Raw genomic sequence first — 25,022 nt, 5'->3', positions numbered from 1 at the left:
AACAAAAAACCGCAACAAAGTTATCGCTTTGCTACGGTTCTTCCGTTAACACTTAGTCTCATTATATGCCAACTCTAGCTATCTTTCAACTGTTTCCATAAATGATAGAGTGCGCTTTTGGCTGCTCTATGCTTGATGGACTCCCGATTACCAGATAGCTGCAGAGTAATAACCCTTGTTGCTACGTCTTTTTGAGCAAAACCTATATAAACAAGTCCAACTGGCTTGCCTTCAGACGGACTTGGACCGGCTACACCCGTGACTGATAGACCAAAGTCACTTCCGGTCACAGTAATCAATTGCTCCGCTAAAAGGGCCGCTGTCTCGCTGCTAACAGCACCAGGTGCACCCTCCCCTTCCAAAACTTCTATTGGAACACCGAGGAGCTTATGCTTTAAGGCATTAGAATAACAAATAACTCCTCCAAGAAATGATTGGGAACTCCCTGGCACCGCAGTAATCAAATCACTGAGCAAGCCGCCCGTGCAGCTTTCAGCTACAGCAAGTGTCTGATTCTTCTCGCCAAGCAATTGCAGCACAATCGTTTCGATGGGAACATCTTGGTCGGCATAGAGATGCTCTCCTAATCGCGTTCTAATCTCTAGTTCGGTCGCTTGAAGATTCCGTTCACCTTCTGAAGCTGTCTGTGCACGTGTTGTTAAGCGAATCGTCACTTCGCTTTCTTTGGCATATGGAGCGATCGTCGGGTCCTTTTGAGCTTGGATTAGATCAATTATTTGATGTTCCAAGTTAGATTCACCGATGCCGGCAAATTTAAGCATTTTGGAATAAAGCGGAATCTCACCCGTCATCCTTGCACGCAGCCAAGGAGCCGCATACTTGGTGAACATCGGCTTCATTTCTTTGGGCGGACCTGGCAGAAGAATGAAATGTGTCCCTTCGTATGTAAATGCAACACCAACAGCAAGCCCAGTTTCGTTATGTAAAGGATCACTTCCCTCAATCATCATCGCTTGTCGTCTGTTACTTTCCACCATATGAATTCCGCGCGACTGGAACATATCCGTAATTGTTTTCATAGAGGGCTCATGCATAATCAATTCACGGCCTACAAACGCAGCAAGCACATCTTTCGTCAAATCATCCTGCGTAGGTCCAAGACCTCCTGTACAAATAACGACATCAGCCCTTGAAGCGGCTAATTTGAAGCTTTCTAACAATCTCTGTTCATTATCACCAACGACCGTTTGGAAATACATGTCAACGCCAAGAGCAGCACATTCTCTGGAGAGAAATTGAGCATTTGTATTTACAATTTGGCCGAGTAAAAGTTCCGTTCCAACAGCGATAATTTCTGCTTTCATTCCGAATTACCTCCTTAAAATGAGAAAACCTCTACCGAGGTCATTCAAAAATGAGCGACCTCCTATAGGGATCTTTGGTCTCCAACCAAAGATCCCTGATGCGGAGAGACTTTGGTCTACGACCAAAGATCCCTATATTAGGTTTTACCGCCAATTCTTATGTGGTAGAAAAAACACAATAGGTTGTCCTATTGTGCCTTTTCTGAAAAATCTATGACATGCTTATTCTTTACAAAGTACTCTACACCAGAATACACGGTAATAATTGCTGCTGCCCAACTAGCTATAACATCAAAAGGGAAGTGCATAAACGTAAAAGGAAAATTATTAATAAGTAGTGCAATGATGGCTGTAATCTGAGCTGCCGTCTTCGCTTTTCCCCATTTGCTAGCCGCCATCACGGTGCCTTCCAATAGAGCAATTTGGCGAAGTCCTGTAACAGCCCATTCCCTACTGATAATGACGATGACAATCCAAGCATCTACTTTATCCATTTCCACTAATGACACGAGCACAGCCGTAACAAGCAGCTTATCCGCTAAAGGATCAAGCAGCTTGCCCAAATTAGTTACAAGATTACGTTTTCTGGCAATGTAACCATCTAAACTGTCTGTACTCGCTGCAATAATGAAAATTAAAGCAGCAATAATTTTGATTATACGTTATGCTAAATTCCTCTATCCGTATATGAGGGAATTTCACCTTAATCAACAGAAAAAACATGATGATAGGTACTAATAAAATCCTCGCCACGGTGATGCGGTTGGCCAGGTTCATGCAATTACCTCCCCGGATAAGTCAAACTCATAAGAGTGGGTAATACGAACTTTAGCTAGTTCACCAATGTTAAGCTTCGCATTCGATACGAATACTTCTCCATCAATCTCAGGAGCATCAAATTGGGAACGTCCAATATATACATCACTTCTGCCATCGTATCTTTCGATAAGTACGTCAATTTCCTGCCCGATGCGGCGTCCGCCACGCAGATTCGAGATTTCACGTTGAATTTCCATAATCGCGTTCGCGCGGTACTCTTTTACATCATCAGGAACTTGGTCCGACAAACGTGCTGCTGGCGTATCATCTTCCTTGGAATAGGCAAAAACACCGAGACGGTCAAACTGGATGTCGCGAACAAATTGTTTCAAGTTTTCAAAATCTTGTTCGGTTTCGCCTGGGAAACCTACAATGAGTGATGTGCGTAGGGCTACATCCGGAATCGCTTCACGAATTTTACGAACCAGTTCACGCGTATCCTTCTGGCGGCCAGGTCTACGCATCCGTTTGAGGATAGAATCTTCGCTGTGCTGAAGTGGCATATCGATATACTTACATACCTTCGGATTAGATGCCATGACAGCAATCAATTCATCGCTAAAGAATCCAGGATAAGCATAGTGAAGTCGCACCCACTCGATACCTTCCACTTCACTAACTTTATTTAGTAAAGTAGGTAGCATGAAACCATCGTATAGATCCGTTCCATAATTCGTGGAATCCTGCGCGATTAAACTAATCTCTTTAACGCCTTGTGCAGCAAGATTAGCTACTTCAGCAACAATGGACTCCATACTTCTGCTTTTGAAATTGCCTCGCATAATTGGAATACTACAGAATGTACATGCATTATCGCAGCCTTCTGCAATTTTCACATAGGCTGTATATCGAGGAGTAGTCATAAGCCTTGGCAGGTCCGCATCATAATTAAACACCGGATTCCCAACAAGAACCGGTTTCTTTCCGCGAAGTGCTTCATCTACGATATGGTTGATTTTATCGAAATCTCCGGTACCCACGATGCCATCAATCTCAGGCATTTCTTCCATCAACTGCTTTTTGTAGCGTTGAGTCAAACACCCTGATACGATAAGCGCTTTGAGATTCGCTGTTTGCTTTAGTTCTGCCATATCCAAAATTGTATTAACGGATTCTTCTTTTGCTGCATCAATGAACCCGCAAGTGTTCACGATAATGACAGTGGCATCTTCCTTGTTCTCAACAAGCTGAAAACCACGGCCATGAATTAATCCTGACATAATCTCGGAATCGACCAAATTCTTTTCGCAACCGAGAGTAACTACTTTAACCTTTTCTGTCATGAAAGAAACAACCTCCAATAGTCCTAAAAAACACTCCCTACCAGTATAATACAAGCCCTATAGGGTGTCAAAATGTAAAAACCCCCTACATGTAGGGGGTGACTTTCCAAAGAACATCGTATGTATGCTTATTTCAAGTTTACAAATTGTAAATCAAGAGGAATTTCCGCCTTACGCAGCAACGCAATAACGGCTTGTAAGTCATCACGACTCTTCCCGGTTACCCGGATTTGATCCCCTTGGATTTGCGTCTTAACTTTAAGCTTAGAGTCACGAATTAGAATGTTAATTTTTTTCGAGTTCTCCTGATCGACACCTTGTTTCATGCTAATTTTCTGCCTTACGGTAGAACCAGCCGCTGGTTCTACTTTACTGTACTCGAGATTCTTAATCGAGATACCGCGCTTCGTCATTTTGGCATGCATAATATCAAGGACATTCTGAAGCTTAAACTCATCATCGGAAGTGACAACAAGCTGGTCCTTATCCAATTTAATGCTGCTTTTACTACCTTTAAAGTCAAAGCGGGTAAGGATCTCTTTTTCCGCCTGCTGTATGGCGTTGTTTAGTTCCTGCATATCCACCTTGGATACGATATCAAATGAACATTCTGAACTCATCTTAGACAAAACATCCTTTCCATCAAATTACAATAGCATTATAGCAAGAAGCCGTAAAAAAAGAAACATCCCAAGCCCTCTCGGCCTAGGATATCTCTTGGTATTATTCATTACCCGGGAAAGCGCAGGAAACGTCAAAATGCTAGTTTTTCTGCAAATTGAGCTGTACTCTCTTGGGGTTTGGTGTATCCCCGACAGGAACGATCGTACCATTCACATTAAGCTCCAAAGCACTAGCTGCACCTACATTTAAATACGCAGAACCAGTTAAATCAAAAGAGTCCGTGTCACCGGCTTTGTAAAGTTTCTGTCTAAGCATTTCTTTACCGCCTGCCTCTGTAAGAGAGTCCACACGAATCCAACACGAGCCTGTTATTTTCATCTGAATATTCAGATTGGAAGTACCGGTTATCGTATAATTATCTACACCTTTCTCGCTACTGCTAAACTTAACTTGAACAGATGGCGTTGGTGTCGGTACCGGCGTTGGAGTAGGAGTTGAAAGAGGCGCCACTTTACCGTCACCGGACGCATTCATTGTCGTACTTGGAGCAGTGCCAGTCGCTGGATTCGTAGAATCCGTGATTCTCGGAGATTGCGTTTGAGAAGGATTTTCATCCGCTGGCGTTCCCTTATAATTCTTATATGTATAGTAGTATACGATACCGAATATAAGGAGAATGAAACAGACAAACATCGTACCTGAAGCCCAGCGGCTCAATTTCTCGGTATTACGCACACTAGTTCTATTATTACGAATCGTTTCTACAACTGGTTTCTCTACAGCTGGGGAGGGATTCGTCGTTTGGTACATGCCCAGAACTTCAGCAGGATCAAGTCCCACCGCTTCTGCGTAGCTCTTAATAAAGGCACGTACATAGAAGCTGCCAGGCAAAACCTTGTAGTTTCCTTCTTCAATCGCTTCCAAGTAGCGTTTACGAATTTTCGTAACTTCTTGAAGATCATCAAGCGAGATCTTTTTTTCCTGTCGTGTTTTGCGTAAAATGTGTCCTAGATCAGACATATGGTCACCTCCCCGCGGGATCTTCTTTATTTAATGACGATACAGACATCAAAAAGGTTCGGACGTATACGTAAATGAATCATAATTGATTTCTTCATCTGGGCTATTTCGCAACTCAATAATATAATCGAAGTGATTATAAGTGTATTCCGACTCCCGAATAAATATATCCGGATGCTCGATAACCTTGGTAGAAGGCATACCCATAATGTCCTGTAAAAGGCTGTAATGCTTCTCATTTGAACGTATAGTGGAAACGATACCATCAATAATATATACATTATTTGGAGTCATTTCATCTTCCGACAGTTGACTGCGTACGGTTTGTCTGAGTAACGTAGAGGAAACGAAAGTCCAACGTTTGTTTGCGCATACACTTCCTGCAATAATCGACTCCGTTTTACCAACTCGCGGCATTCCCCGAAGGCCTACAACTTGGTTCCCTTCTCGCTTGAAAATCTCACCAAGGAAGTCAACTAATAGCCCCAATTCATCACGAGTAAAACGGAATGTTTTGCGATCATCCGAATCACGCTCAATATACCGACCATGACGGACAGCCAAAATATCAACAAGCTTTGGGGGTCTAAGAGCAGTAATAGTAATATTATCTACTTTTCTTAACATTTTACCCATTAAGTCAATTTTTTCTTCATCATTGGTTTGTAGAAGCATACCGCGTGTACGATCTTCTACCCCATTAATAGTCACAATATTAATATCCAGCATCCCCATCAAGGAAGCAATATCCCCTAATAAGCCGGGACGATTTTTGTGAATTTTGTACTCCATATACCATTCTTTAACGTCCAATCTTTCCACCTCATCGCAATATCTGTAACGAACAAGTCGATACCTATTGAAGTAATTTCTACAATTTCCGTCAATGTCCTTCTTTTATCGCGCAAAAATCCACAAATTTATTTCATTTTTAGTTCTTTAAGCTCTTGTTCGTTGTAAATCGTACCACCCTTTTTCCATGAACTGGTTTTCATCATAGCGAGACGATTTTCCAATATTTGGGCCCAGTTAAGTTCAGCCGATACAGCTCCTGAGATATCCACAACCGATACTCCAATAGACTTAGCTTTCTGTACTTGTGCCTCATCAACTGGTGTATAGAAAATAATCGTGTTGGAGTGATGCTGTCTTGTTTGGAATGATAGCTGCTGAAACCACTGTTCATTATTATCGAGCAAAACAATATGATCCGCTTCCTCCGAAGGTGCCCAAGCAGAAGGAATGGGACGATCACTTCGAGTCACCCACTCCACGACAACGTTTTGTGCTAACAGGTCTTGGATCCATTTATTTTTCAAGGTCTCAATCTGAAGTGAATCAATTAGTAAGAACGAAGCTTGCTCATTTACCTGACTAGTGATTCCTTTGGCATCAAGCTGACTTTGTAATAAGGTCCATTTACCCATCGAAAGTCCTTGCCCAATCACCCCATTAGCAGAAGGAAACAGTTCATTACCAATGACATATATGTAATCATATTTACTTGCTTTCAACTTTGCTATTACGCTTTCATCCAGTTGATTCAAATCCTTGATCCAATCAAAGGTTATAAAATTCGTATCTCTCCACTGCTGAAGCGCATTTCCTACCGACTGCTTAGAAGACGCAGATATACTAGCTCCTGTCAGCATTAGCACAGATAATTTATTATCCAACAATTCCTGCTTAATGGCTGGAATTCCACGATTTCCACACCCTGCTAAGATAAAAGATAAGAGCAATAAAGTAAGCATAAAACGTTTGATTGCCATGAAGTTACAATTCCTTTCTTCCTTATAAAGCGTGCAAAAGCCTCCGAAAGAGGAGGCTTTCACATAGTACCCTATTGAATTGTAAAACGGTTATTAACCTTTGTCTACTAATTTTACCATGAGGCGGGCAATTGTAAGCTTTTCTTGCTCATCCCCTGCATCCCACAGCTCTTTGAGCACTCGCTCTTGTTCATTTTCGGGATCCACTTTATTTGACAGAAATTCACCGATTTGAAAAGCGAGCTTAGAAATGGTTTCCTCACTCATCCCCGCATGTCCAGCCTGACTCACACGTTCAGCCAAAAACTCTTTCCACTTATCAAATACTTTAAGTACAGTAGCCATTGTAAGAAGCCTCCTTTGAGTTATGAGAAATGGTCATTACATACGTAATATTCGCTTCCCTGCTTAAAATTATGCGCGAGGCTTCCTACACTGTACTCAGGTTAACCAACCACCATTTGGACTTATGATTTGACCCGTAATATAACCGGATTCAGGCAGTGCTAGAAAGTATACAAGCGAAGCAACTTCAACAGGCAAAGCAAAACGGCCTGCCGGAATTTCGTTGGCGATCGCTTCCCGCTCCTCAGGCTGAAATCCTGCCATCATTTCGGTATGTACCGCACCGGGCGCTACGGCATTCACAGTCACACCAGAAGGAGCCAGCTCCTTCGCTAACGCCTTCGTAAAGGCGTTCAACCCACCTTTGGCTGTTGAGTAAACAACCTCACAGGAGGCACCTGAGATGCCCCATATGGAGGATACATTAATAATGCGGCCGTACTTTTGTTTGACCATTGCCGTCATGAAAGTTTGTGTACAAAGAAAGGCTCCTTTAAGATTTACATTCATCACCAGGTCCCAATCTTCTTCGCTTACATCAGAAAGCATACCAAAGTGAGAAATCCCCGCATTGTTCACGATAATATCAGGGACCATGTCTCTTTGTTCCAGCTTCTCCTGCATCTTGTTGATTTGCTCACGAGATTTTACATCCGCGGATACGGTTAACACCTTGGCGCCATGCTTCATGCAGGATCTGGCCACTTCATTAGCAGCTTCATGCGACTCACGGTAATGAATAACAACATTCATGCCTACCGCGGCAAAACGCTCAGCAATGGCTGCACCAATTCCCCGGCTAGCTCCTGTTATAAGAACTGTTTGTTCACTGAATGGCTTAGGGAACGTCACGACGGCTTACGACTTTGCACAATCGAAATAGCAAGTCTGCTCCAATCAAAATGCTCGCGGAACCGACGGTTCACGTCTTCAAGTGTAATCTGCTCGTAAACAGGCAGTATATCGAATAAATCAATATCTTTGAAACGGTATTTAGTGAATTCATTCGCTATGGATTCCGGTGAGTTCATCATCCGAAGGAAATTACCAATTTTTTTCTTACGACTCCGTTCAAAAGTGACTTCATCGAGTCCAGAATCCTTACGTTTCTCAACCTCTTCGCGAATGCGCACTACAAGTTGGTCCGGATCTTTGGTATCTCCGCCAAGAATGGAGAAAGCATAACCCTCACTGCAATTATATTCATGACCAAAATTATCGGAAATCAATTGCTCATCATATAGTGCCTGATAAATATCAGAGCTTGAACTGAACAAAACATCTAACATTAATTTCGTCGTCAATTCTCTAACTAACAAGTCTTTCCCACTTACAGAAGGCGCAGGCTCCTTGAATCCGATTAAACATTTTGGCAATGAAACAGGTAGTAATGTTACTCTGCGCGCTTCCTTCACTTCTAGGGGCTCTTCTGGGAAAAATCGTTGGATATCACCTTGAGGTGGAAAAGTTTTGGCAGCTTGGTTCCCTTTAACTAACGACATTACCTCTTCTGGGTCTACGCCTCCAACCACAAACAGACTCATATTGCTAGGATGATAAAATGTGTTGTAGCACTCATACAAGGTTTCTTTTGTGATTTCGGCAATAGACTCTACTGTACCAGCAATATCAATATGGATGGGATGCTTAGCATATAAGGATTCAATTAATCCATAATAGCTTCTCCAATCCGCATTATCTTCGTACATTTTGATCTCTTGACCAATAATGCCTTTTTCCTTTTCTACATTTTCATCTGTAAAATAAGGATTTTGCACAAAATTAATTAATGTCGTTAAATTTGTTAAATAGTGATCCGTGGATGAAAATAAGTACGCTGTCCGATCAAAGCTTGTAAAAGCGTTAGCCGAAGCGCCGTTTGAAGCGAAAGTAGCGAAAATATCACCTTCTGGCTCCTCAAACATTTTGTGCTCAAGAAAATGAGCAATGCCATCCGGAACTTGGACTGCCTCTTTCCCTTCAACTTGAAAAAAGTTGTCAACAGATCCGAATTGCGTCGTGAACGTCGCATAGGTTTTCTGGAAACCGTCTTTGGGTAGAACAAACACATGTAGCCCATTATCAAGCTTCTCGTGATAAATGGTTTCACCCAGGTGTGGATAAGGAATAACCTGCATCTTCTACTCTCCCTTCTGGTCCCGCAAAAAGTATATCGTATCCAGTTGAACACGCTTAGCAGCTTCTGCAATAGCCGTAATATCTACCTGCTCCACAGATTCAATCAAGCCTGAAACCGTACGTTCTTTTCCAGATAAAATAGCATTAAAATCAAATGAAATTAATTCAAATGCGGAATCCTGAATTTCGCGCAGTTGATTGGCAATCATGGCTCGGGTTTGATTCCATTCAATATCACTAATCTCCCCTTGCTCCATGGCAGTCAGCTGCTTTCGAATGATATCAACCGCTTTCTCATAATTCGCCATTTCAATCCCCGATTGAATCGTCAGAATACCTTTGTGACCATCAAACCGAGAAGAGGCATAATAGGCCAGACTCGCTTTCTCACGAACATTCGTAAACAATTTGGAATGTGGGTACCCTCCGAGAACGCCGTTATACATAAGAGCTACTGGGTACTGCTCATCTCGATACGAAATATTTGTACGCAGTCCCATGTTCAATTTCCCTTGATTAACATCTAGACGTTCAACGATTGTCTTCACATCACCTGAAGCTCCCCGCGGGGCAGATGTTACATATCCGACATCCTCCTTACGTTCAATGGAGAATGCCTGCTTTACAATACCCTCTACTTCAGAAAGCGTCGTATTTCCAACGACATAAATATCGATAGGTGCCGATTGAAGCCAGTGTTTATATTGTTCGTATAGTCGCTCGGCATTGATAGGGTCCAAATCATCTATTTTACCTAAAGGGTGAAGCCGGTAAGGATCATCACTGCACATTTCTTCGATACAGCGTTCAGCCGCATAACGAATTTTATCGTTAATGACTGATTCTATGCGCTTCTGGAGAGTCTGCTTCTCAGCATCGACATATTTATTACGAAAATGTCCTTCTTCAAGCGCTGGTTTTGTCAAAGTTTCTCCAACGAATTCAAGTCCCTGTTTTAATAAAGATTGTGCCGATTTCACGAATCGGTCATTGATGATATCCATGCGTAACTGAACAATCTGATAATCGCCCCGTTTGTAAATATCAAAACCGAATCCTGCACCATATAAATCATCTAAATATTCTCGAAATTGCTTCGTTTCTGGGCGCAATTCCGTACCTCTACGCAGTACAAATGGTGTTAATGCGGTACTCGTGACCGTTTCCTCCTCTAGAGGACGGCCTATGTACACTGAAATGGCAAACGTTTTAAACCGATCTGTCGGCAGCACATGTAAACGTATATGATTCCATGTAGTGCGCTCAAATTGTATATGCTTCAAAGGTCGGTCTCCCTTCTTTGTCCGTGATATAAATCCATTATATTCCTATACGAAGAGGAGAAGCAACCAAAGCTGGTTCCTTCTCCTTGTCCATGTCTAAATTATTTACAGAAAATATGCTTCCCAATATTTTTGACTTGCGGCCTACTCCAAATCCATTTGGATGTCGCCGTTACCGGGTTGAAATAATAGATACAACCGCCCGTAGGATCCCATCCATTCAGCGCATCTTTTACGGCCTTTTTCGTCGATTCGTTTGGTGTTAGCCAAATTTGGCCATCTGCTACGGCTGTGAAAGCACCAGGCTGAAAGATAACACCAGAAACCGTATTAGGAAAACTTGCTGACTTCACACGATTCAAAATAACTGCTGCTACGGCTACTTGACCAATATAAGGTTCTCCCCGAGCCTCACCGTGCACAGCATTCGCCATCAGATTAATATCCTGCTCAGATAAGCCCAGGTTATTAGAAGGCAGCAAATTGGCCGGCTTTTGATTTGAAGTAGCCGTTTCTTTGCCTGCACCGCTCTGTCTTCCTGCAGATGGTGCAGTAGGCTTCCAATTCTTCGTAGCTTCCCACAGTTTAAGCTTGGTCTTGGGACCTACAACGCCATCTACTTTCATCCCAAACTCACCTTGGAATCGCTTCACTGCCGTTAAAGTCTTATACCCATAATCTCCGTCTATACTGCCGTTATAGAAGCCAATGAACTTCAATCTGCCTTGCAGCTCGTTAACGTCTGCTCCTGTGGCTCCATAACGCACTTCATTTTTACTAAACGTTTCTTCTGCAGGTGGATTGAACTTTCCCTTCAACTGAAAAGCGACAACTAGTACGAAAACAATACAAAATGTAAGTACAATTAATCGTTTATTCATTCCCCTTCTCAACCTCACTTTTCAAATTACAGCCTTTTCTTGCTTATTATGAGAAAGGGGCTCTCTGTTTATGCAAAAAAAAACACTCTCCTAAGGAGAGTGCTTGTCCAATCGTCTATTTTAACTAGGAACTGATCCGATTATGATGGTATTGTTCAATCGACATCAGCACCTCTCGAGGCTTACTGCCTTCGTACGGACCGACGACCCCTTTGGCTTCCATAGAGTCAACCAGCCTTGCCGCACGTGTATAACCGACTCTCATACGTCGTTGCAGCAGGGAAACAGAGGCTTGCTTGGCTTCCAATACAATTTGAACAGCCTGGTCGTACAGCTCGTCTTCAAATTCATTTTGCTGTTCCGGCATTTCTTCCACATGCGGGACCATTTCTTCTTGGTAATTCGCCTGCTCCTGCGTGCGTACAAAGCCAACCACATGTTCAACCTCTTGGTCAGATAAAAAGGCACCCTGAATACGAACAGGCTTGGACGCGCCTACTGGCAAATAAAGCATATCGCCTCGACCTAACAGCTTCTCGGCTCCGACCATGTCCAAAATGGTCCTTGAGTCCACTTGAGACGAAACACCAAACGCAATACGAGATGGAATATTGGCTTTAATCACGCCCGTAATAACATCAACGGATGGTCGTTGTGTAGCAATAATTAAATGAATACCTGCTGCGCGGGCCATTTGAGCAAGGCGTGTGATAGAATCTTCCACATCATTAGCAGCAACCATCATTAAATCGGCTAACTCGTCCACAATAACTACGTAATATGGCAGAGGGACTGCTGTACCGCTTTCTGTCAACATGGCATTGTAGCCCTCAATATTTCGCGTTCCGCTTTTCGAGAATAGTTCATAACGCTTTTCCATCTCAACGACGACCTTCTTTAGTGCTAACGAAGCTCGTCGAGGATCAGTTACAACTGGTGCCAGTAGATGTGGGATCCCATTGTAGACATTCAATTCAACCATCTTCGGATCGATCATAAGAAACTTCACTTCATTAGGCTTTGCTTTATACAAAATGCTCGTAATAATCCCATTAATACACACGGATTTTCCTGAACCGGTGGCTCCAGCTACAAGTAGGTGAGGCATTCTCGCCAAATTTCCGACGATTGGTTGTCCAGAAATATCACGCCCAAGTACAACGGATAGCCGCGAGCTGGATTCTTGAAAAGCGGATGTTTCCATGACTTCACGCATGGTCACGATTGAAACCTCCAGATTCGGCACCTCTATGCCGATCGCAGCTTTACCAGGAATCGGCGCTTCCATCCGAATATCCTTGGCGGCAAGCGCCAACGCGATATCATCGGTCAAGGAGACGATTCGGCTGACCTTCACACCCACGTCGGGCTGTATCTCATAGCGTGTCACGGCAGGGCCTCTGACGACCTCCAGCACCTTGGCGCGAACCCCAAAGCTCTCCAAGGTGGCTTCGAGCTTCCTTGCATTCGCTTTATAGTCGGCCATCTCACTGCCTTTGCCAACAGCAGGCTTAGCTAATAATTCAAGGGAAGGCATCTCATATGGCCGTGTTTGCACAATCGGCACATTCTCTTCAAATTCTAGCGTAACTGGTTCCTCATCCGTGTCAACAGCCCCTGCTCCCTGAACTTTAGAGACCGGCGCTGTAGAGGAAGCTGCAGGATGTTTGACAGCCTGCTGAGCTTCTTGAAAAACTTGCTCCTGAAAATCACGAATAATAGGTGTGATTGGTTGATCTGTGGATGGTGAATCTGATTCAGCAGCTTGCTTCGCGCTTGACTTATAAAGAACTTGCTCGGTTTCATCTGCTGCACCTAAATCATTTAAATCATCTGCATTTGAATTATTCTCGACTTCCGCCTTTTTCCGATTTTCCTTATTAGGACGAAGCAGCTCCATAAAAAGAGGTGTCTTCTTCGCCCGTTTAACAGGCTGAAAAACCTCCTCATCGAATTCATCATCAACAGGAACATATGAGGATTTCTTCGCCTTAGGTGCACTAGCACCTGCGGAGACTGTTTGGGGCTGACGTGTTTCGCGATCCTGCAGCCACTCTTTCATTCTATCCTTAAAATTTTGGCCTACATTACTGAAACGACCCTTCACGATATTACCAATGTCTACGTAAGAAATGCCTGTTGCCAGAATAAAACCCATGACAAACAGGGCATATTGGATTAATCTTGCGCCCAAATAATCGAACAGAAAGTAAAGGACACTATATAGCATAGCGCCAATCATTCCGCCGCCAATACCATGTTCGAGTGCCGCTTTGCCTGCTTCTGTTGGATGCAGACCATCTAACATAGCATTCCATGTTGATCCGATGACTTTACCAGACGTGAAACCGCCATCAGGATATAATTGAGCAAACAAATCAATATGATTTTTTATTAGTAGTCCAAGAATGAAAAGCAGTATGCCTGCTTTCTTGGGCGTAACCATCTGTGGCCATGCTCTCTTAATCATCGCATATAAGGCCACATATATGAAAATCAGCGGTATAAGTGAATACCACGTTCCCACAAAAAATCGAAAAAGGTAAATCAACGAATTCCCGACATGCCCTTGATGAGCAAGCGCAATGACGGAGAAGATTAGAATGAGAATACCATATAACTCGAATAACAAGCTTGTTTTTAGAGCCTTACCTTTTTTCTTGCGTTTCGCCACGCTTGCCACCCCCAAGTCCACATTATACCATATTTGACTTGGGGGATGATACAGGAAGAGCACACTAGAAAGTTAAAGTTGCCTCAACTACAGGACTATATGAAATAATAGTTCCAGGGGCATATTGATTGTTTAAATAATCCTGCGGATTACAGCTAAACAGCCTGACAATACGTGCCTGAAAGCCACTAATCGGTTCAATTTGCATTTTGACTCCACCCTGATCGATCTCGATAAATTTGGGTTCATAAGTCTCCATTCCTTCAAAAATCACATCCATGGGAATAACGGAGTAATGTATCATTGTACGATGCCTCCGTTCGCTGCTGCTTTCTTGATCTCTATACGCTGATTAAGCTCTCGGATTGCATCTCCGATACCACCCACTTGATCTATCAGGCCATATTTAACAGCGTCTATACCAATGACTGTTGTCCCAATATCCCTTGTTAACTCACCGGTCTTAAACATTAACTCTTTAAACTTTTCTTCCGTTACATTAGAGTGCTTCGTAACAAACCGCACAACACGTTCCTGCATTTTATCCAAATATTCAAATGTTTGTGGGACTCCAATAATTAAACCATTTAAACGAATGGGGTGAATCGTCATCGTTGCCGTTTCGGCAATAATCGAGTAGTCAGCTGAAACTGCTATGGGTACACCTATACTGTGCCCGCCACCTAATACCAAAGCAATGGAAGGCTTCGATAGTGTTGCGACCATCTCTGCAATGGCTAGCCCTGCTTCTACATCTCCCCCTACCGTATTTAAAATAATCATAACGCCTTCAATCTTAGGATTCTGCTCTGCGGCGACTAATTGAGGAATTAGGTGCTCATATTTGGTCGTTTTATTCTGGGGAGGGAGAACGATATGTCCTTCCACTTGCCCAATAATGGTGAGACAGAAAATATTAGATTCGCCAGAAAGCGTATTAGTTTGACCTAACTGTTGAATGTTTTCGAGGACTGCGTTTTTCTTACCTTCTTCCGTTTCCGGTTCTTGTTGTTTCGGTCCTGTGGGTGCTGCCACTGAAAATCCCCCTTCGAGTTTTATTTTTGCGAAAACAGCTTTGTAAGCTTAAACAGCATTGTGCTAGCAAACTTTGCATGTACTGTTCATAATCTCCCATAGTATGAATAAATTTGCGTACTTTCATGCATTAGCCCCCACTAACTACAAGAAAAAAAGCTCCCTCCAGTGATGGAGAGAGCTTTACTATTGCATAGGTTCAAGTGACTTGTTCGAGCCTAGACTTCCATGATTATAGGAAGGATCATCGGTCTTCTTCTGGTTTGTTCATATAAAAAGCGTCCGAGAACATCTTTCACGTTTGTTTTTAAAGATGCCCACTCATTTACATTTTCATTCATTAATTTCGTTAATGTATTCGTTACGATACGATTAGCTTCTTCCAAGAGACCCTCAGATTCACGTACATATACGAATCCGCGAGAAATAATATCTGGTCCAGATAAAATTTTGCCATCTTGTTTGCTGAGTGTAACTACGACCACAAGGATACCGTCCTGAGACAGTAATTTACGGTCACGCAACACGATGTTGCCTACATCTCCAACACCCAGTCCATCAATAAGAATGTTGCCGCTTTGAACTTTAGATCCTTTGCGAGCAACACCATTTTGAATTTCTACCGTGTCACCGATATCGCACATAAATATATCTTCTTTAGGAATGCCGACAGACTCGGCTAGGATGGCATGTTGACGCAGCATGCGATATTCGCCATGAATCGGAATAAAGTACTTAGGCTTCATAAGATTGAGCATTAACTTCAATTCTTCTTGGCTACCGTGACCTGATACGTGTACGCCAGTAACAGAACCTGGACCGTAAATCACATTAGCACCAATACGGAATAACTCATCTACGGTACGGCCTACATAACGCTCATTCCCCGGAATTGGAGTTGCCGCAATAATGACAGTATCACCTGGTAAAATATCGATTTTACGATGGGTTGAACGTGCCATTCTTGTAAGAGCCGACATTGGCTCTCCCTGGCTTCCTGTGGAAAGAATGACAACGCGATCAGCGGCAAGTTTGTTAACTTCCTCTGGCTCAATTAACATGCCATCCGGAATGTGCAAGTACCCTAACTCGCTAGCGATCGAAACCACGTTAACCATACTGCGACCGATTACTGTTACTTTGCGATTTGTTGCTGCGGCTGCATCAAACACCTGTTGAACACGGTGAATGTTGGATGCAAATGTCGCAATAACAACTCTTTGCTTAGCTTTACGGAACACTTCTTCAATCTCAACCCCAACACTGCGCTCAGAACCTGTGTAACCAGGACGTTCTGCATTTGTGCTGTCGGAAAGCAAGGCAAGTACGCCTTTCTTCCCAATCTCTGCCATACGATGCAAATCCGCATATTGATCATTTACAGGAGTTTGATCGAACTTAAAGTCTCCTGTATGAACAACAACACCTTCTGGTGTATCTAAAGCGACACCCACAGAATCAGGAATACTATGATTGGTTTTGAAGAATGTTGCTGTAAGAACGCCTAAGGATAGAACGGATTCCGAATTAATGAGGATCCGGTTCGTAGTACCAAGTAAATTTGCTTCCTTCAGCTTTGCTTCGATAAGTCCCATTGTAAGCTTAGTAGCATAAAGTGGAACGTTAAGATGCTTAAGCACATAAGGTAAGCCGCCAATATGATCTTCGTGGCCGTGTGTGATGATAATGCCGCGTACTTTATCCCGATTCTCCGTTAGGTATCCAATATCTGGAATGACGATGTCGATTCCAAGCATGTCCTCCTCTGGAAATTTCAAACCACTATCAATGACGATGATATCGTTCGCATACTGAACGCAATACATATTTTTTCCGATTTCGCCCACGCCGCCAAGAGCGAAGATCAAAAGTTTATCAATATTTTTTTTGGACAAGAATATACCTCCTTCTAAGATTGGACGACGAATTTTAAATGAAAAAACCGAACTAGTCACTTGCAACCATTATACATGAAAAAAAACAACAAATACAAGTTAATACCTATTACTTTAGATTCCCCAAAAAAAGAAAACCGATGCCGGAAGCACCGATTCATTAGGCGTTATCATACAAAAAGTGATTGGATGAATTGTCCTTCTTGCTCGGATACACGAACTAACGGAAGTCTTACGCCTCCAGTTTGAATGCCTTTCAATGCTAGAGCATGCTTAATTGGAGCAGGACTCGGTACACGGAAAATGCCAGTAAAAACAGGATGAAGCTTACGATGAAGTTCTGCCGCTTGCTGAGTGTTACCTTCTAAATAATACTTTATCATAGATTGCATTTCTTTTCCAATCACATGACTAGCAACACTAATAATTCCCTGACATCCAACCGCTAGAGCAGGCAGCGCACTGCTGTCATCCCCACTGTACACATGGAAATTAGGGGCTGCATCATTAAGTATACGTGTCAATTGATCCGTGTTAGCGCAATCTTTGGTAGCCACGATATTCGAAATTTGGGATAGACGAATAGTTGTCTCCGCATCCAAATTCACACCTGTGCGTCCCGGTACATTATAAAGCATAATCGATACCTGAACAGACTCAGCTACTGCTTTAAAATGCTGGTACAACCCTTCTTGGGAAGGGCGGTTATAATAAGGAGCTACGATCAGTAACGCATCGACTCCAAGTTTTTCAACTTTTTGGGAAAAATGAATGGTGTGTGCAGTGTCATTACTTCCTGTACCTGCAATGATCTTGCAGCGCCCCCCAGCATAACGAACAGATAGTTCGATAAGCTTCAGCTTCTCATCATCTGTTAATGTTGGTGCCTCACCAGTCGTGCCACAAATAACAAGGCTATCGGACTGCTGCTCTTCGATCAAATAGTTAATTAATGGTTCCACTTGCTCCCAGTTCACTTGTAAGTTCTCATCAAACGGAGTGACCATAGCTGTAATTACTCTTCCAAAATCCAAAAGTTATACCTCCTCAATCTCACATTTTCACTTATACAAATTGAACTTATGATGTAGTGCCCTAACAGATTTAATCATATCAACACCATGGACAAGCACCCAAATCGTTGTATTTGAATCGGCTGATTGAAGGATACGTATGTCCTCTACCGTTAATGCCTCAACAATATGCGCCATAATTCCTGGCACTCCGTTCATACCGCCGCCGATCACAGAAACTTTCGCACATCCACTCACAGCCTTAGGATCATAACCTTGACCTCTGAGCAGTTTGAGAGCGCGTTCTGCTTCATGATCGAACACCGTATAAACGACACCCGATGGATTGACATTTATAAAATCAACACTAATCTGATGCAGTGCCATCGTTTTAAATACACGAAGCTGAAGATCGAATTGACCTTCAACCGCAGCAACATGAATTTGAGTAATGTTCGTAAAATGGGCAATTCCCGTAACGAATCGATCCTTCACTTGACTAATATCCGTAGGGATACTGTCTGAAGCTGTAACCAACGTTCCTTCTTCTTTGGAAAACGTAGATCGCACACGAATCGGAATATTAGCCTGCATGGCAACTTCTACCGCGCGTGGATGTATAACCTTAGCACCATTATGTGCCATATTGCAGATTTCAGCGAAACTTACGCGAACTAGCGGTTTAGCATCCTCAACGATCCGTGGATCCGCTGTCAATATCCCGTTCACATCTGTGAAAATATCTACAATTTCAGCTTTAAGAGCAGCACCAAGAGCAGTAGCCGATGTATCACTACCCCCGCGACCTAATGTTGTCAGTTCGTCTTGACTTGTTTTACCTTGAAATCCGGTAACAATGACTACCCTATCTTGCTCCAACAATTCAAGGATCCGGTTGGGCTGCATAGCTATTATCTGGGCATTACCGTGAACATCATTCGTAAGAATACCAGCTTGCCCACCTGTCAAAACCGTAGAGTTAATACCTGTTGCTTGTAATAAGCTACACAAATGTACCGCAGAAATTAACTCTCCGCAGCCCATTAGCATATCGAGTTCCCGCGCTGGCAGCCCCTCCCCGTTTTTTCGAACGAGGTCTAAGAGCGTGTCAGTCGCATAGGGTTCTCCTTTTCTTCCCATCGCGGATACAACAACAACTAATTTATAATGATTGATAAGTGCGTCTTGAATGTGTCCAATAACGTGTTCTCTGGCATTAGCGGTGGAAAGCGAAGTGCCTCCAAATTTTTGTACAAGGATTCGCATGAGTTTCCCCCATATTCACTGCATGATGATTAACGCAGTTCTACTTGCTGATTATTGTTCTATAGCAATATATTCAGCAATTTGTACGGCATTCCATGCAGCGCCTTTTAGCAGGTTGTCAGAAACAATCCACATATTTAGCGCTTTCGGATTGCTCAAATCACGGCGTACACGACCAACGAAAGTTTCCAACTTACCCGCTGCATCTGTAGCTAGTGGATATTGCTGCTCAGCCGGATTGTCAACAAGAACAATACCAGGGGCATTAGCAAGTAACGTCTTCACTTCTTCTACGTCGAAATCTTCTTTTAATTCAACATAGACAGACTCAGAGTGTCCATAAACAACCGGAATACGAACACATGTAGCTGTAACTTCAATGGACTCATCGCCCATAATTTTTTTCGTTTCAAGAATCATTTTCATTTCTTCATTCGTAAAACCGTTATCGAGGAATTTATCAATTTGCGGAATCGCATTGAAGGCAATCTGATGTTTCACTGGCAAAGAACCAACCGGCAAAATATCCGGCTTCGCATCATTCCCTTCAAGCACTTCTTTCGATTGCCTCAACATTTCGTTAATCGCTTTAGCACCAGCTCCAGAAACAGCTTGGTACGTTGATACAATGATACGGGAAATCCCGTAGCGATCATATAAAGGCTTAAGTGCAGCTACCATTTGGATCGTGGAACAATTCGGATTTGCAATAATGCCTTTGTGCTCGTTAATTTTCTCTACGTTTACTTCAGGTACTACTAGTGGTGTTTCAGGATCCATGCGGTATGCACTCGTATTGTCGATACAGATCGTACCCGCCTTAACCGCGTGAGGAGCTAATGCCTTCGTAACATCGCCTCCAGCACTAAATAAAGCAATATCAACGCCTTGAAAACTTTCTGGCGTCGCTTCTTGAACAGTTACTTCTTGACCTTTGAAAGAAAGCTTTACGCCCGCTGAACGAGCGGAAGAAAGTAATTTCAATTCCTTGATGGGGAAATTCCGTTCATCCAATAGACGGATAATTTGTTCTCCTACTGCGCCTGTAGCGCCTACGACTGCAACGTTAAAAAGTTTCTGGTTCGACATGAGCTGGACTCTCCCCTTCAAGATGTTATATATGAATTAGTATTGAAATCTCTCAATAATCATGGGCTGCAATTGCTTACCTTCAAGAGCAGCTTCACAGGCTTCCATAATCAAGTCCATCCGAGCTACCAACGAATTTGGTTTCGCTCCAGGTGCATCTTGACCATAGGGTACAAAATAAATGTTTTTGGTAATGAGAAGCTTAGCGATATTCATCGCGTTCAAACCCAGCCCATCATTGGTCGAAATGGCTAAAACTAGCGGCCGCAAATTTCTCATTTGCGCTTTTGCAGCCATAAGTACTGGACTCTCTGTCATCGCGTTTGCTAGCTTACTAGTCGTGTTCCCTGTGCATGGCGCAATAACCATCACATCAAGCAGCTTGGATGGACCTAGAGGCTCAGCGGCCACAATTGTAGATATAATTTCGTTACCTGTTATATCCTTTATCTGTTGCTGCCAATCAGCTGCATTGCCGAAACGTGTGTCGGTAGTCATGACTGTATTCGATACAATCGGAATGACACGAGCACCTGCATCTACAAATCTCTTAATCTGAGGCATGACTTCTTCCAACGTACAGTGAGAACCAGTTAAAGCATATCCGACTGTTTTCCCTTGCCAATTCATTCCACATCGCTCCTGTCTTTGAAGTCTTCCACGATCAGCTGACTGAGTGTGTTTGCCATGATGCGGCCAGCTGTTTTGGGGGCGACGATGCCAGGTAAACCGGGCGCTAGCATCGCTTTGATGCCTCTTTTCTCGGCAAATCGGAAGTCCGTTCCGCCAGGTTTAGAAGCCAAATCGATGATAAGCGCGCGATGTGGGATATTAGTAATAACTTGCGCTGTGACTATCATAGTCGGAATTGTGTTAAAAAGCAAGTCAATATTCCCCACTTCCGGGTACAAGTCCTTTGTATAAAAAGGCTGAAAACCCATCTCCCACGCCCTTGCAAAATGCTCCGGTTTCCTCACGCCAACCTTCACGGTTGCCCCTAATCCCTGCAAAGTTTTGGCCATTGTAAAACCTGTACGACCAAAACCTAAAACCATACTAACTGAACCGTGGATGGTAATATCGGTATTCTGGATCGCCATCATCAGCGCTCCCTCGGCTGTCGGAATGGAGTTATAAATCGCAATATCATCACGCTCGAATAACTCCACTACCTCAATCCCATTTGCCGCACAAAGCTTTTTTAGAAAGCTTTTGGCCATTCCTGTATACACTTTGGCATGCTTTGGCAGTGAAGACATAAGATCGTCAGTCAGTCTCATCTCTTCACTCGAGAATATAGATTCCACTTGTCCCGAATCATCCGTACCTACAGCAGGTAAAATAAGTACATCAACGGTTTGAAACAGCACGGGATCGAGTCTAGCATTTGAAACACCGCTAAATTGTCTCCCTAAATTGTCAAAGCCGATTAATGTCACCGTAGCATCAAGTTCAGTAAATTTCTGAATTACTTCAAGCTGCCGGGCGTCTCCACCCATAATAGCAACCGAAATCCCAGTGAGCATTCTCGCTTACACCCCTTTCTCGGTCCGTTTCGATAAGTTATAGTATGCGTTCGCCTAAGGATGGGTGACTTTCCGTACTCAGTTCCTTGGAAAACAAAAAGAACCCCTTCAATTGAAAGGGGTTCAGGCATTTTATGCTTACGTGTGCAGTAGATTTATTACCGTCCTGTATGACCGAAACCGCCTGATCCTCGCTCCGTCTCCGTTAATTCCGAAACCTCATTGAGCTGGATCTGTGGTACAAGCTGGAATACCATCTGTGCAATTCGCTCATTCCGCCGAATGGTGAACGGCTCCGTCCCATGATTAATCAGCAGCACTTTCACTTCCCCGCGGTAGTCGGCATCAATCGTACCCGGTGAATTCAGTGTTGTGATGCCATGCTTGTAGGCGAGCCCGCTCCGTGGTCGGATCTGAGCTTCAAGCTCAGGTGGCATACTAAGTGCAAAGCCTGTAGAGATAAGTTGACGCTCACCCGGACCTAGAACTACCGGCTCGCTCACAGCAGCATGAAGATCGAAGCCGCTGGCAGCGGCGGACATTTTCTGAGGCAGAAGAATATCTTCCTGTCCGGATACCCGTTTAATTTGAACATCAAAGTTATAGAGAGACAAGCTGATCCCTCCTGAAGCCGTTAATTACATCATCCGAATTTCCCACCATTGACAGAGAAAAAGGTGCCCCGAATAGCGTTTTCGTCAATAGACGAATGTTCTCCATCTGAACGCTTTCAATTCGCTCGATCATTTCGTCGAGACTGTAATGCTTACCAGTCATCAGCTCATTTTTTCCAAATCGGTTCATACGGCTGCTGGTACTCTCCAAACTAAGAATCAAGCTGCCTTTCAGCTGCTCCTTTCCTTTCTTTAGCTCAGAATCTGTCATTCCATTCACCGCAATATCATGCAGCAGCTCCATAGTCACTTTGAGCACTTCTTCCGTCTGCTTCGGTGCTGTGCCTGTATAAATCGTGAACATACCGCTGTCGATATGCGAGGAGTGATACGAATAAACGGAATAAGCAAGCCCGCGTTTCTCCCGAATTTCCTGGAACAATCTAGAACTCATTCCACCGCCAATGGCATTATTCAGCAGTACCATCGGATATAGATTCTCTTCTTGGAGCGATAGACCTGGAAGCGATAGACAGATGTGGTTTTGCTCCGTTTTTTTCGCATGGAAAATCAGTTCTCCAAGGAAATCTGGTGCATCATAACTTGTTTCCACGCCCGTTTGAGCGAATTCACCGAAATGCTTCTCAATAAGCTCGCGCACACTATCATCAATATTGCCAGCAATACTAAGAACTGTATTTTCCGTATTATAGTATTGCTTCATATAGTTACGTAGATCTTCGGATTTCATTTTCGATAAATTGTCCTGAGTTCCGAGGATCGTATACCCTAGCGGATGTGAGCCATAAGAAGCTTTGGCCAATAAATCATGAACCAAATCGTCCGGTGTATCTTCATACATAGAGATTTCTTCATAAATGACGTTCTTCTCTTTTTCTAACTCACTCTCATCAAATGCAGAATGGAAAAACATGTCCGAAAGCATATCCATGGCAAGAGGCAAATGATCATCGAGAACCTTCGCGTAATAGCATGTATACTCTTTGGAGGTGAATGCATTCACATTTCCTCCGATTCCATCAAATATCTCCGCGATATCTTTGGCTGAATGGCGCTCTGTCCCCTTGAACAACATGTGTTCAATAAAATGCGAAATGCCGTTATTATCTTGAGACTCATTACGCGAGCCCGTCTTCACCCAAATCCCGAACGTTACCGATCGAAACGTAGGAATTTGTTCCATGACGACTCTCAAGCCATTATGTAAGCGATATTTGATCACCAAGGTTCCTCCTCGAATTGTAGCACCTAAAGTCCTTTTCCCCAATTATACTTACTCAGTCTAACAAAAATGTGCCAACGACTCAACTTTCCAGCTGATTCATCGATTAATTCGCGATTTGACCCGCTTCAGCAACACGTCTAGAGGATAAAAGCTCAGATACGGTACCAATCATCAATCCTTTATTTTTAATGATACGAATCATACCTTGCAGTGCTTCCTTGGATGAGGTCGTTGGATGCATCAAGATAAGTGATCCAGGCTCGACACTTGTCGATAACCGCTGGAGGATTCGCTCAGCCCCTGGATTTTTCCAATCTAACGTATCGAAAGTCCAAAGGACCGTTTGCAGGTTGAACTCCGATGCTACTTGAATCGTTTCTTGGTTAAAATAACCCGACGGAGGCGCAAACAGTATGTTCTTCACACCAATCTGCTGTTTCAACAAATCCTCTGTTTTAGAAATTTCCTCAACAGCTTTACTGCGAGTTATACTTCTCATATCCTTGTGCGAATAAGCGTGATTAGACAATTCATGCCCTTCGCTTTGGATCTTTTTGGCCATTTCTACGTTCTTCTTCAACCACGAGCCATCCAGAAAGAAAGTCGCATGTACATTTTCTTTGCGGAGAGTGTCTAGCATACTAGATAAATACTCATTTCCCCAAGCAACATTGATCATGAAAGAAACCATTGGCTTCTTGGGATTCCCTTTATAAATTGGATTCGGACCGAGATCGTTCAATTGAATACTAGGCTGCACTTCTTTCATTACATAATTAATTTTATTCGGCGTTAAGTGATGCTCTGCTAGCTTGAGCGTCTCCTCAATATCGACTTCCAATCCATTGTAACCGGGTATAGCTTTCCAAACGGGATCGATTTTGGCATTAATAGGGGCAATCTTTCGTTTTTCAGCTTCTTTCATGATCGTTTCTAGTAAAATGCTATGCTTTGACTTCTTTAGTTCGGTTGAATTTAAAGTCGCAGAGGCAAAGACAGGGAGTGCTTCTTCATCCCTCCAATTGGAATCTGCTAGATACGTGTTTTGATTATTTTTCACTGCATGAATGTAAGTTCCTACGCTAGGGATTGCATCCAATGTAAGCAGAACCATAGCAAAAAAACTTCCAAGAAGAAGCCATTTTTTGTGGAGCATACACAGATCTCCCCCTT

At 43.2% G+C, this 25,022-nt stretch carries 23 protein-coding genes and 1 pseudogene; all 24 read right to left on the bottom strand.

Annotated features, from left to right (window positions below):
- Positions 1–74: 74 nt before the first annotated feature.
- The gene (locus QFZ81_RS13550) at positions 75–1,325 is read right to left on the bottom strand and encodes a competence/damage-inducible protein A (protein ID WP_307603050.1); all 1,251 of its coding nucleotides are present in this window, start codon (positions 1,323–1,325) and stop codon (positions 75–77) included.
- Positions 1,326–1,513: 188 nt separating this feature from the next.
- A pseudogene (gene pgsA / locus QFZ81_RS13545) lies at positions 1,514–2,102 on the bottom strand (CDP-diacylglycerol--glycerol-3-phosphate 3-phosphatidyltransferase).
- Entirely contained in the window at positions 2,099–3,427 is a 1,329-nt protein-coding gene (gene rimO / locus QFZ81_RS13540) for a 30S ribosomal protein S12 methylthiotransferase RimO (RefSeq protein WP_307443432.1), read from the bottom strand. The pseudogene pgsA and the gene rimO overlap by 4 nt, the downstream one beginning before the upstream one ends.
- A 128-nt stretch (positions 3,428–3,555) precedes the next feature.
- The gene (locus QFZ81_RS13535) at positions 3,556–4,047 is read right to left on the bottom strand and encodes a YajQ family cyclic di-GMP-binding protein (RefSeq protein ID WP_047672977.1); all 492 of its coding nucleotides are present in this window, start codon (positions 4,045–4,047) and stop codon (positions 3,556–3,558) included.
- Positions 4,048–4,189: 142 nt separating this feature from the next.
- Positions 4,190–5,071 carry a helix-turn-helix domain-containing protein gene (locus tag QFZ81_RS13530; RefSeq protein ID WP_307443435.1) on the bottom strand — a complete coding sequence of 294 codons (882 nt, stop codon included), beginning with the start codon at positions 5,069–5,071 and terminating at the stop codon, positions 4,190–4,192.
- A gap of 48 nt (positions 5,072–5,119) precedes the next feature.
- A complete protein-coding gene (locus QFZ81_RS13525; protein WP_373291262.1) occupies positions 5,120–5,863 on the bottom strand; it encodes a DUF3388 domain-containing protein in 744 nt (247 codons plus the stop codon).
- Between the two features lie 128 nt (positions 5,864–5,991).
- The gene (locus QFZ81_RS13520) at positions 5,992–6,843 is read right to left on the bottom strand and encodes a hypothetical protein (RefSeq protein ID WP_307603047.1); all 852 of its coding nucleotides are present in this window, start codon (positions 6,841–6,843) and stop codon (positions 5,992–5,994) included.
- A 93-nt stretch (positions 6,844–6,936) separates the two neighbouring features.
- The gene (locus tag QFZ81_RS13515) at positions 6,937–7,188 is read right to left on the bottom strand and encodes a DUF3243 domain-containing protein (protein ID WP_307443438.1); all 252 of its coding nucleotides are present in this window, start codon (positions 7,186–7,188) and stop codon (positions 6,937–6,939) included.
- 96 nt (positions 7,189–7,284) lie between these two features.
- The gene (gene ymfI, locus QFZ81_RS13510) at positions 7,285–8,040 is read right to left on the bottom strand and encodes an elongation factor P 5-aminopentanone reductase (protein WP_307603045.1); all 756 of its coding nucleotides are present in this window, start codon (positions 8,038–8,040) and stop codon (positions 7,285–7,287) included.
- Complete coding sequence (gene yfmH / locus QFZ81_RS13505) at positions 8,037–9,326, bottom strand: EF-P 5-aminopentanol modification-associated protein YfmH (RefSeq protein ID WP_307443440.1); 1,290 nt, start codon at positions 9,324–9,326, stop codon at positions 8,037–8,039. Before yfmH ends, ymfI begins: the two co-directional genes overlap by 4 nt.
- Before the next feature lie 3 nt (positions 9,327–9,329).
- Positions 9,330–10,610 (bottom strand): EF-P 5-aminopentanol modification-associated protein YfmF, encoded by a 1,281-nt coding sequence (gene yfmF / locus QFZ81_RS13500; RefSeq protein WP_307443441.1) that lies wholly within the window; start codon positions 10,608–10,610, stop codon positions 9,330–9,332.
- 101 nt (positions 10,611–10,711) lie between these two features.
- A complete protein-coding gene (sleB, locus tag QFZ81_RS13495) occupies positions 10,712–11,491 on the bottom strand; it encodes a spore cortex-lytic enzyme (RefSeq protein WP_307443442.1) in 780 nt (259 codons plus the stop codon).
- A 124-nt stretch (positions 11,492–11,615) separates the two neighbouring features.
- Positions 11,616–14,165 carry a DNA translocase FtsK gene (locus QFZ81_RS13490; protein ID WP_307443443.1) on the bottom strand — a complete coding sequence of 850 codons (2,550 nt, stop codon included), beginning with the start codon at positions 14,163–14,165 and terminating at the stop codon, positions 11,616–11,618.
- Positions 14,166–14,229: 64 nt separating this feature from the next.
- The gene (locus QFZ81_RS13485; protein WP_171688227.1) at positions 14,230–14,469 is read right to left on the bottom strand and encodes a YlzJ-like family protein; all 240 of its coding nucleotides are present in this window, start codon (positions 14,467–14,469) and stop codon (positions 14,230–14,232) included.
- Positions 14,466–15,200 carry a ClpP family protease gene (locus QFZ81_RS13480; RefSeq protein WP_307443444.1) on the bottom strand — a complete coding sequence of 245 codons (735 nt, stop codon included), beginning with the start codon at positions 15,198–15,200 and terminating at the stop codon, positions 14,466–14,468. Before QFZ81_RS13480 ends, QFZ81_RS13485 begins: the two co-directional genes overlap by 4 nt.
- Before the next feature lie 218 nt (positions 15,201–15,418).
- Positions 15,419–17,095, bottom strand: coding sequence for a ribonuclease J (locus QFZ81_RS13475; RefSeq protein WP_307443445.1), 1,677 nt, complete (start codon positions 17,093–17,095; stop codon positions 15,419–15,421).
- Positions 17,096–17,265: 170 nt separating this feature from the next.
- A complete protein-coding gene (gene dapA, locus QFZ81_RS13470; RefSeq protein ID WP_307443447.1) occupies positions 17,266–18,129 on the bottom strand; it encodes a 4-hydroxy-tetrahydrodipicolinate synthase in 864 nt (287 codons plus the stop codon).
- Positions 18,130–18,156: 27 nt separating this feature from the next.
- The gene (gene dapG / locus QFZ81_RS13465) at positions 18,157–19,374 is read right to left on the bottom strand and encodes an aspartate kinase (protein ID WP_307443449.1); all 1,218 of its coding nucleotides are present in this window, start codon (positions 19,372–19,374) and stop codon (positions 18,157–18,159) included.
- Positions 19,375–19,425: 51 nt separating this feature from the next.
- On the bottom strand, positions 19,426–20,463 hold the full coding sequence (locus QFZ81_RS13460) for an aspartate-semialdehyde dehydrogenase (protein WP_307603043.1): 1,038 nt from the start codon (positions 20,461–20,463) through the stop codon (positions 19,426–19,428).
- Positions 20,464–20,499: 36 nt separating this feature from the next.
- Entirely contained in the window at positions 20,500–21,093 is a 594-nt protein-coding gene (locus QFZ81_RS13455) for a dipicolinate synthase subunit B (protein WP_047672942.1), read from the bottom strand.
- Complete coding sequence (gene dpsA, locus QFZ81_RS13450) at positions 21,090–21,989, bottom strand: dipicolinate synthase subunit DpsA (RefSeq protein WP_307443452.1); 900 nt, start codon at positions 21,987–21,989, stop codon at positions 21,090–21,092. Before dpsA ends, QFZ81_RS13455 begins: the two co-directional genes overlap by 4 nt.
- Positions 21,990–22,147: 158 nt before the next feature.
- Positions 22,148–22,603 carry a dUTP diphosphatase gene (dut, locus tag QFZ81_RS13445; protein ID WP_307443453.1) on the bottom strand — a complete coding sequence of 152 codons (456 nt, stop codon included), beginning with the start codon at positions 22,601–22,603 and terminating at the stop codon, positions 22,148–22,150.
- Entirely contained in the window at positions 22,590–23,846 is a 1,257-nt protein-coding gene (locus QFZ81_RS13440) for a M16 family metallopeptidase (RefSeq protein ID WP_307443455.1), read from the bottom strand. The genes dut and QFZ81_RS13440 overlap by 14 nt, the downstream gene beginning before the upstream one ends.
- Before the next feature lie 106 nt (positions 23,847–23,952).
- Complete coding sequence (locus tag QFZ81_RS13435; protein WP_307603041.1) at positions 23,953–25,005, bottom strand: polysaccharide deacetylase family protein; 1,053 nt, start codon at positions 25,003–25,005, stop codon at positions 23,953–23,955.
- Positions 25,006–25,022 lie beyond the last annotated feature (17 nt).

It is taken from the genome of Paenibacillus sp. V4I9, from assembly GCF_030817295.1.
Classification (GTDB): Bacteria; Bacillota; Bacilli; order Paenibacillales; family NBRC-103111; genus Paenibacillus_E.
This window is presented reverse-complemented; position numbering and strand designations above follow the sequence as displayed.

Coding starts and splice junctions, on each gene's coding strand:
- QFZ81_RS13550 (WP_307603050.1), bottom strand. CDS start 1,325: ATGAAAGCAGAAATTATCGCTGTTGGAACGGAACTTTTACTCGGCCAA.
- rimO (WP_307443432.1), bottom strand. CDS start 3,427: ATGACAGAAAAGGTTAAAGTAGTTACTCTCGGTTGCGAAAAGAATTTG.
- QFZ81_RS13535 (WP_047672977.1), bottom strand. CDS start 4,047: ATGAGTTCAGAATGTTCATTTGATATCGTATCCAAGGTGGATATGCAG.
- QFZ81_RS13530 (WP_307443435.1), bottom strand. CDS start 5,071: ATGTCTGATCTAGGACACATTTTACGCAAAACACGACAGGAAAAAAAG.
- QFZ81_RS13525 (WP_373291262.1), bottom strand. CDS start 5,863: ATGGAGTACAAAATTCACAAAAATCGTCCCGGCTTATTAGGGGATATT.
- QFZ81_RS13520 (WP_307603047.1), bottom strand. CDS start 6,843: ATGGCAATCAAACGTTTTATGCTTACTTTATTGCTCTTATCTTTTATC.
- QFZ81_RS13515 (WP_307443438.1), bottom strand. CDS start 7,188: ATGGCTACTGTACTTAAAGTATTTGATAAGTGGAAAGAGTTTTTGGCT.
- yfmH (WP_307443440.1), bottom strand. CDS start 9,326: ATGCAGGTTATTCCTTATCCACACCTGGGTGAAACCATTTATCACGAG.
- sleB (WP_307443442.1), bottom strand. CDS start 11,491: ATGAATAAACGATTAATTGTACTTACATTTTGTATTGTTTTCGTACTA.
- QFZ81_RS13485 (WP_171688227.1), bottom strand. CDS start 14,469: ATGATACATTACTCCGTTATTCCCATGGATGTGATTTTTGAAGGAATG.
- dapG (WP_307443449.1), bottom strand. CDS start 19,374: ATGCGAATCCTTGTACAAAAATTTGGAGGCACTTCGCTTTCCACCGCT.
- QFZ81_RS13460 (WP_307603043.1), bottom strand. CDS start 20,463: ATGTCGAACCAGAAACTTTTTAACGTTGCAGTCGTAGGCGCTACAGGC.
- QFZ81_RS13455 (WP_047672942.1), bottom strand. CDS start 21,093: ATGAATTGGCAAGGGAAAACAGTCGGATATGCTTTAACTGGTTCTCAC.
- dpsA (WP_307443452.1), bottom strand. CDS start 21,989: ATGCTCACTGGGATTTCGGTTGCTATTATGGGTGGAGACGCCCGGCAG.
- QFZ81_RS13435 (WP_307603041.1), bottom strand. CDS start 25,005: ATGCTCCACAAAAAATGGCTTCTTCTTGGAAGTTTTTTTGCTATGGTT.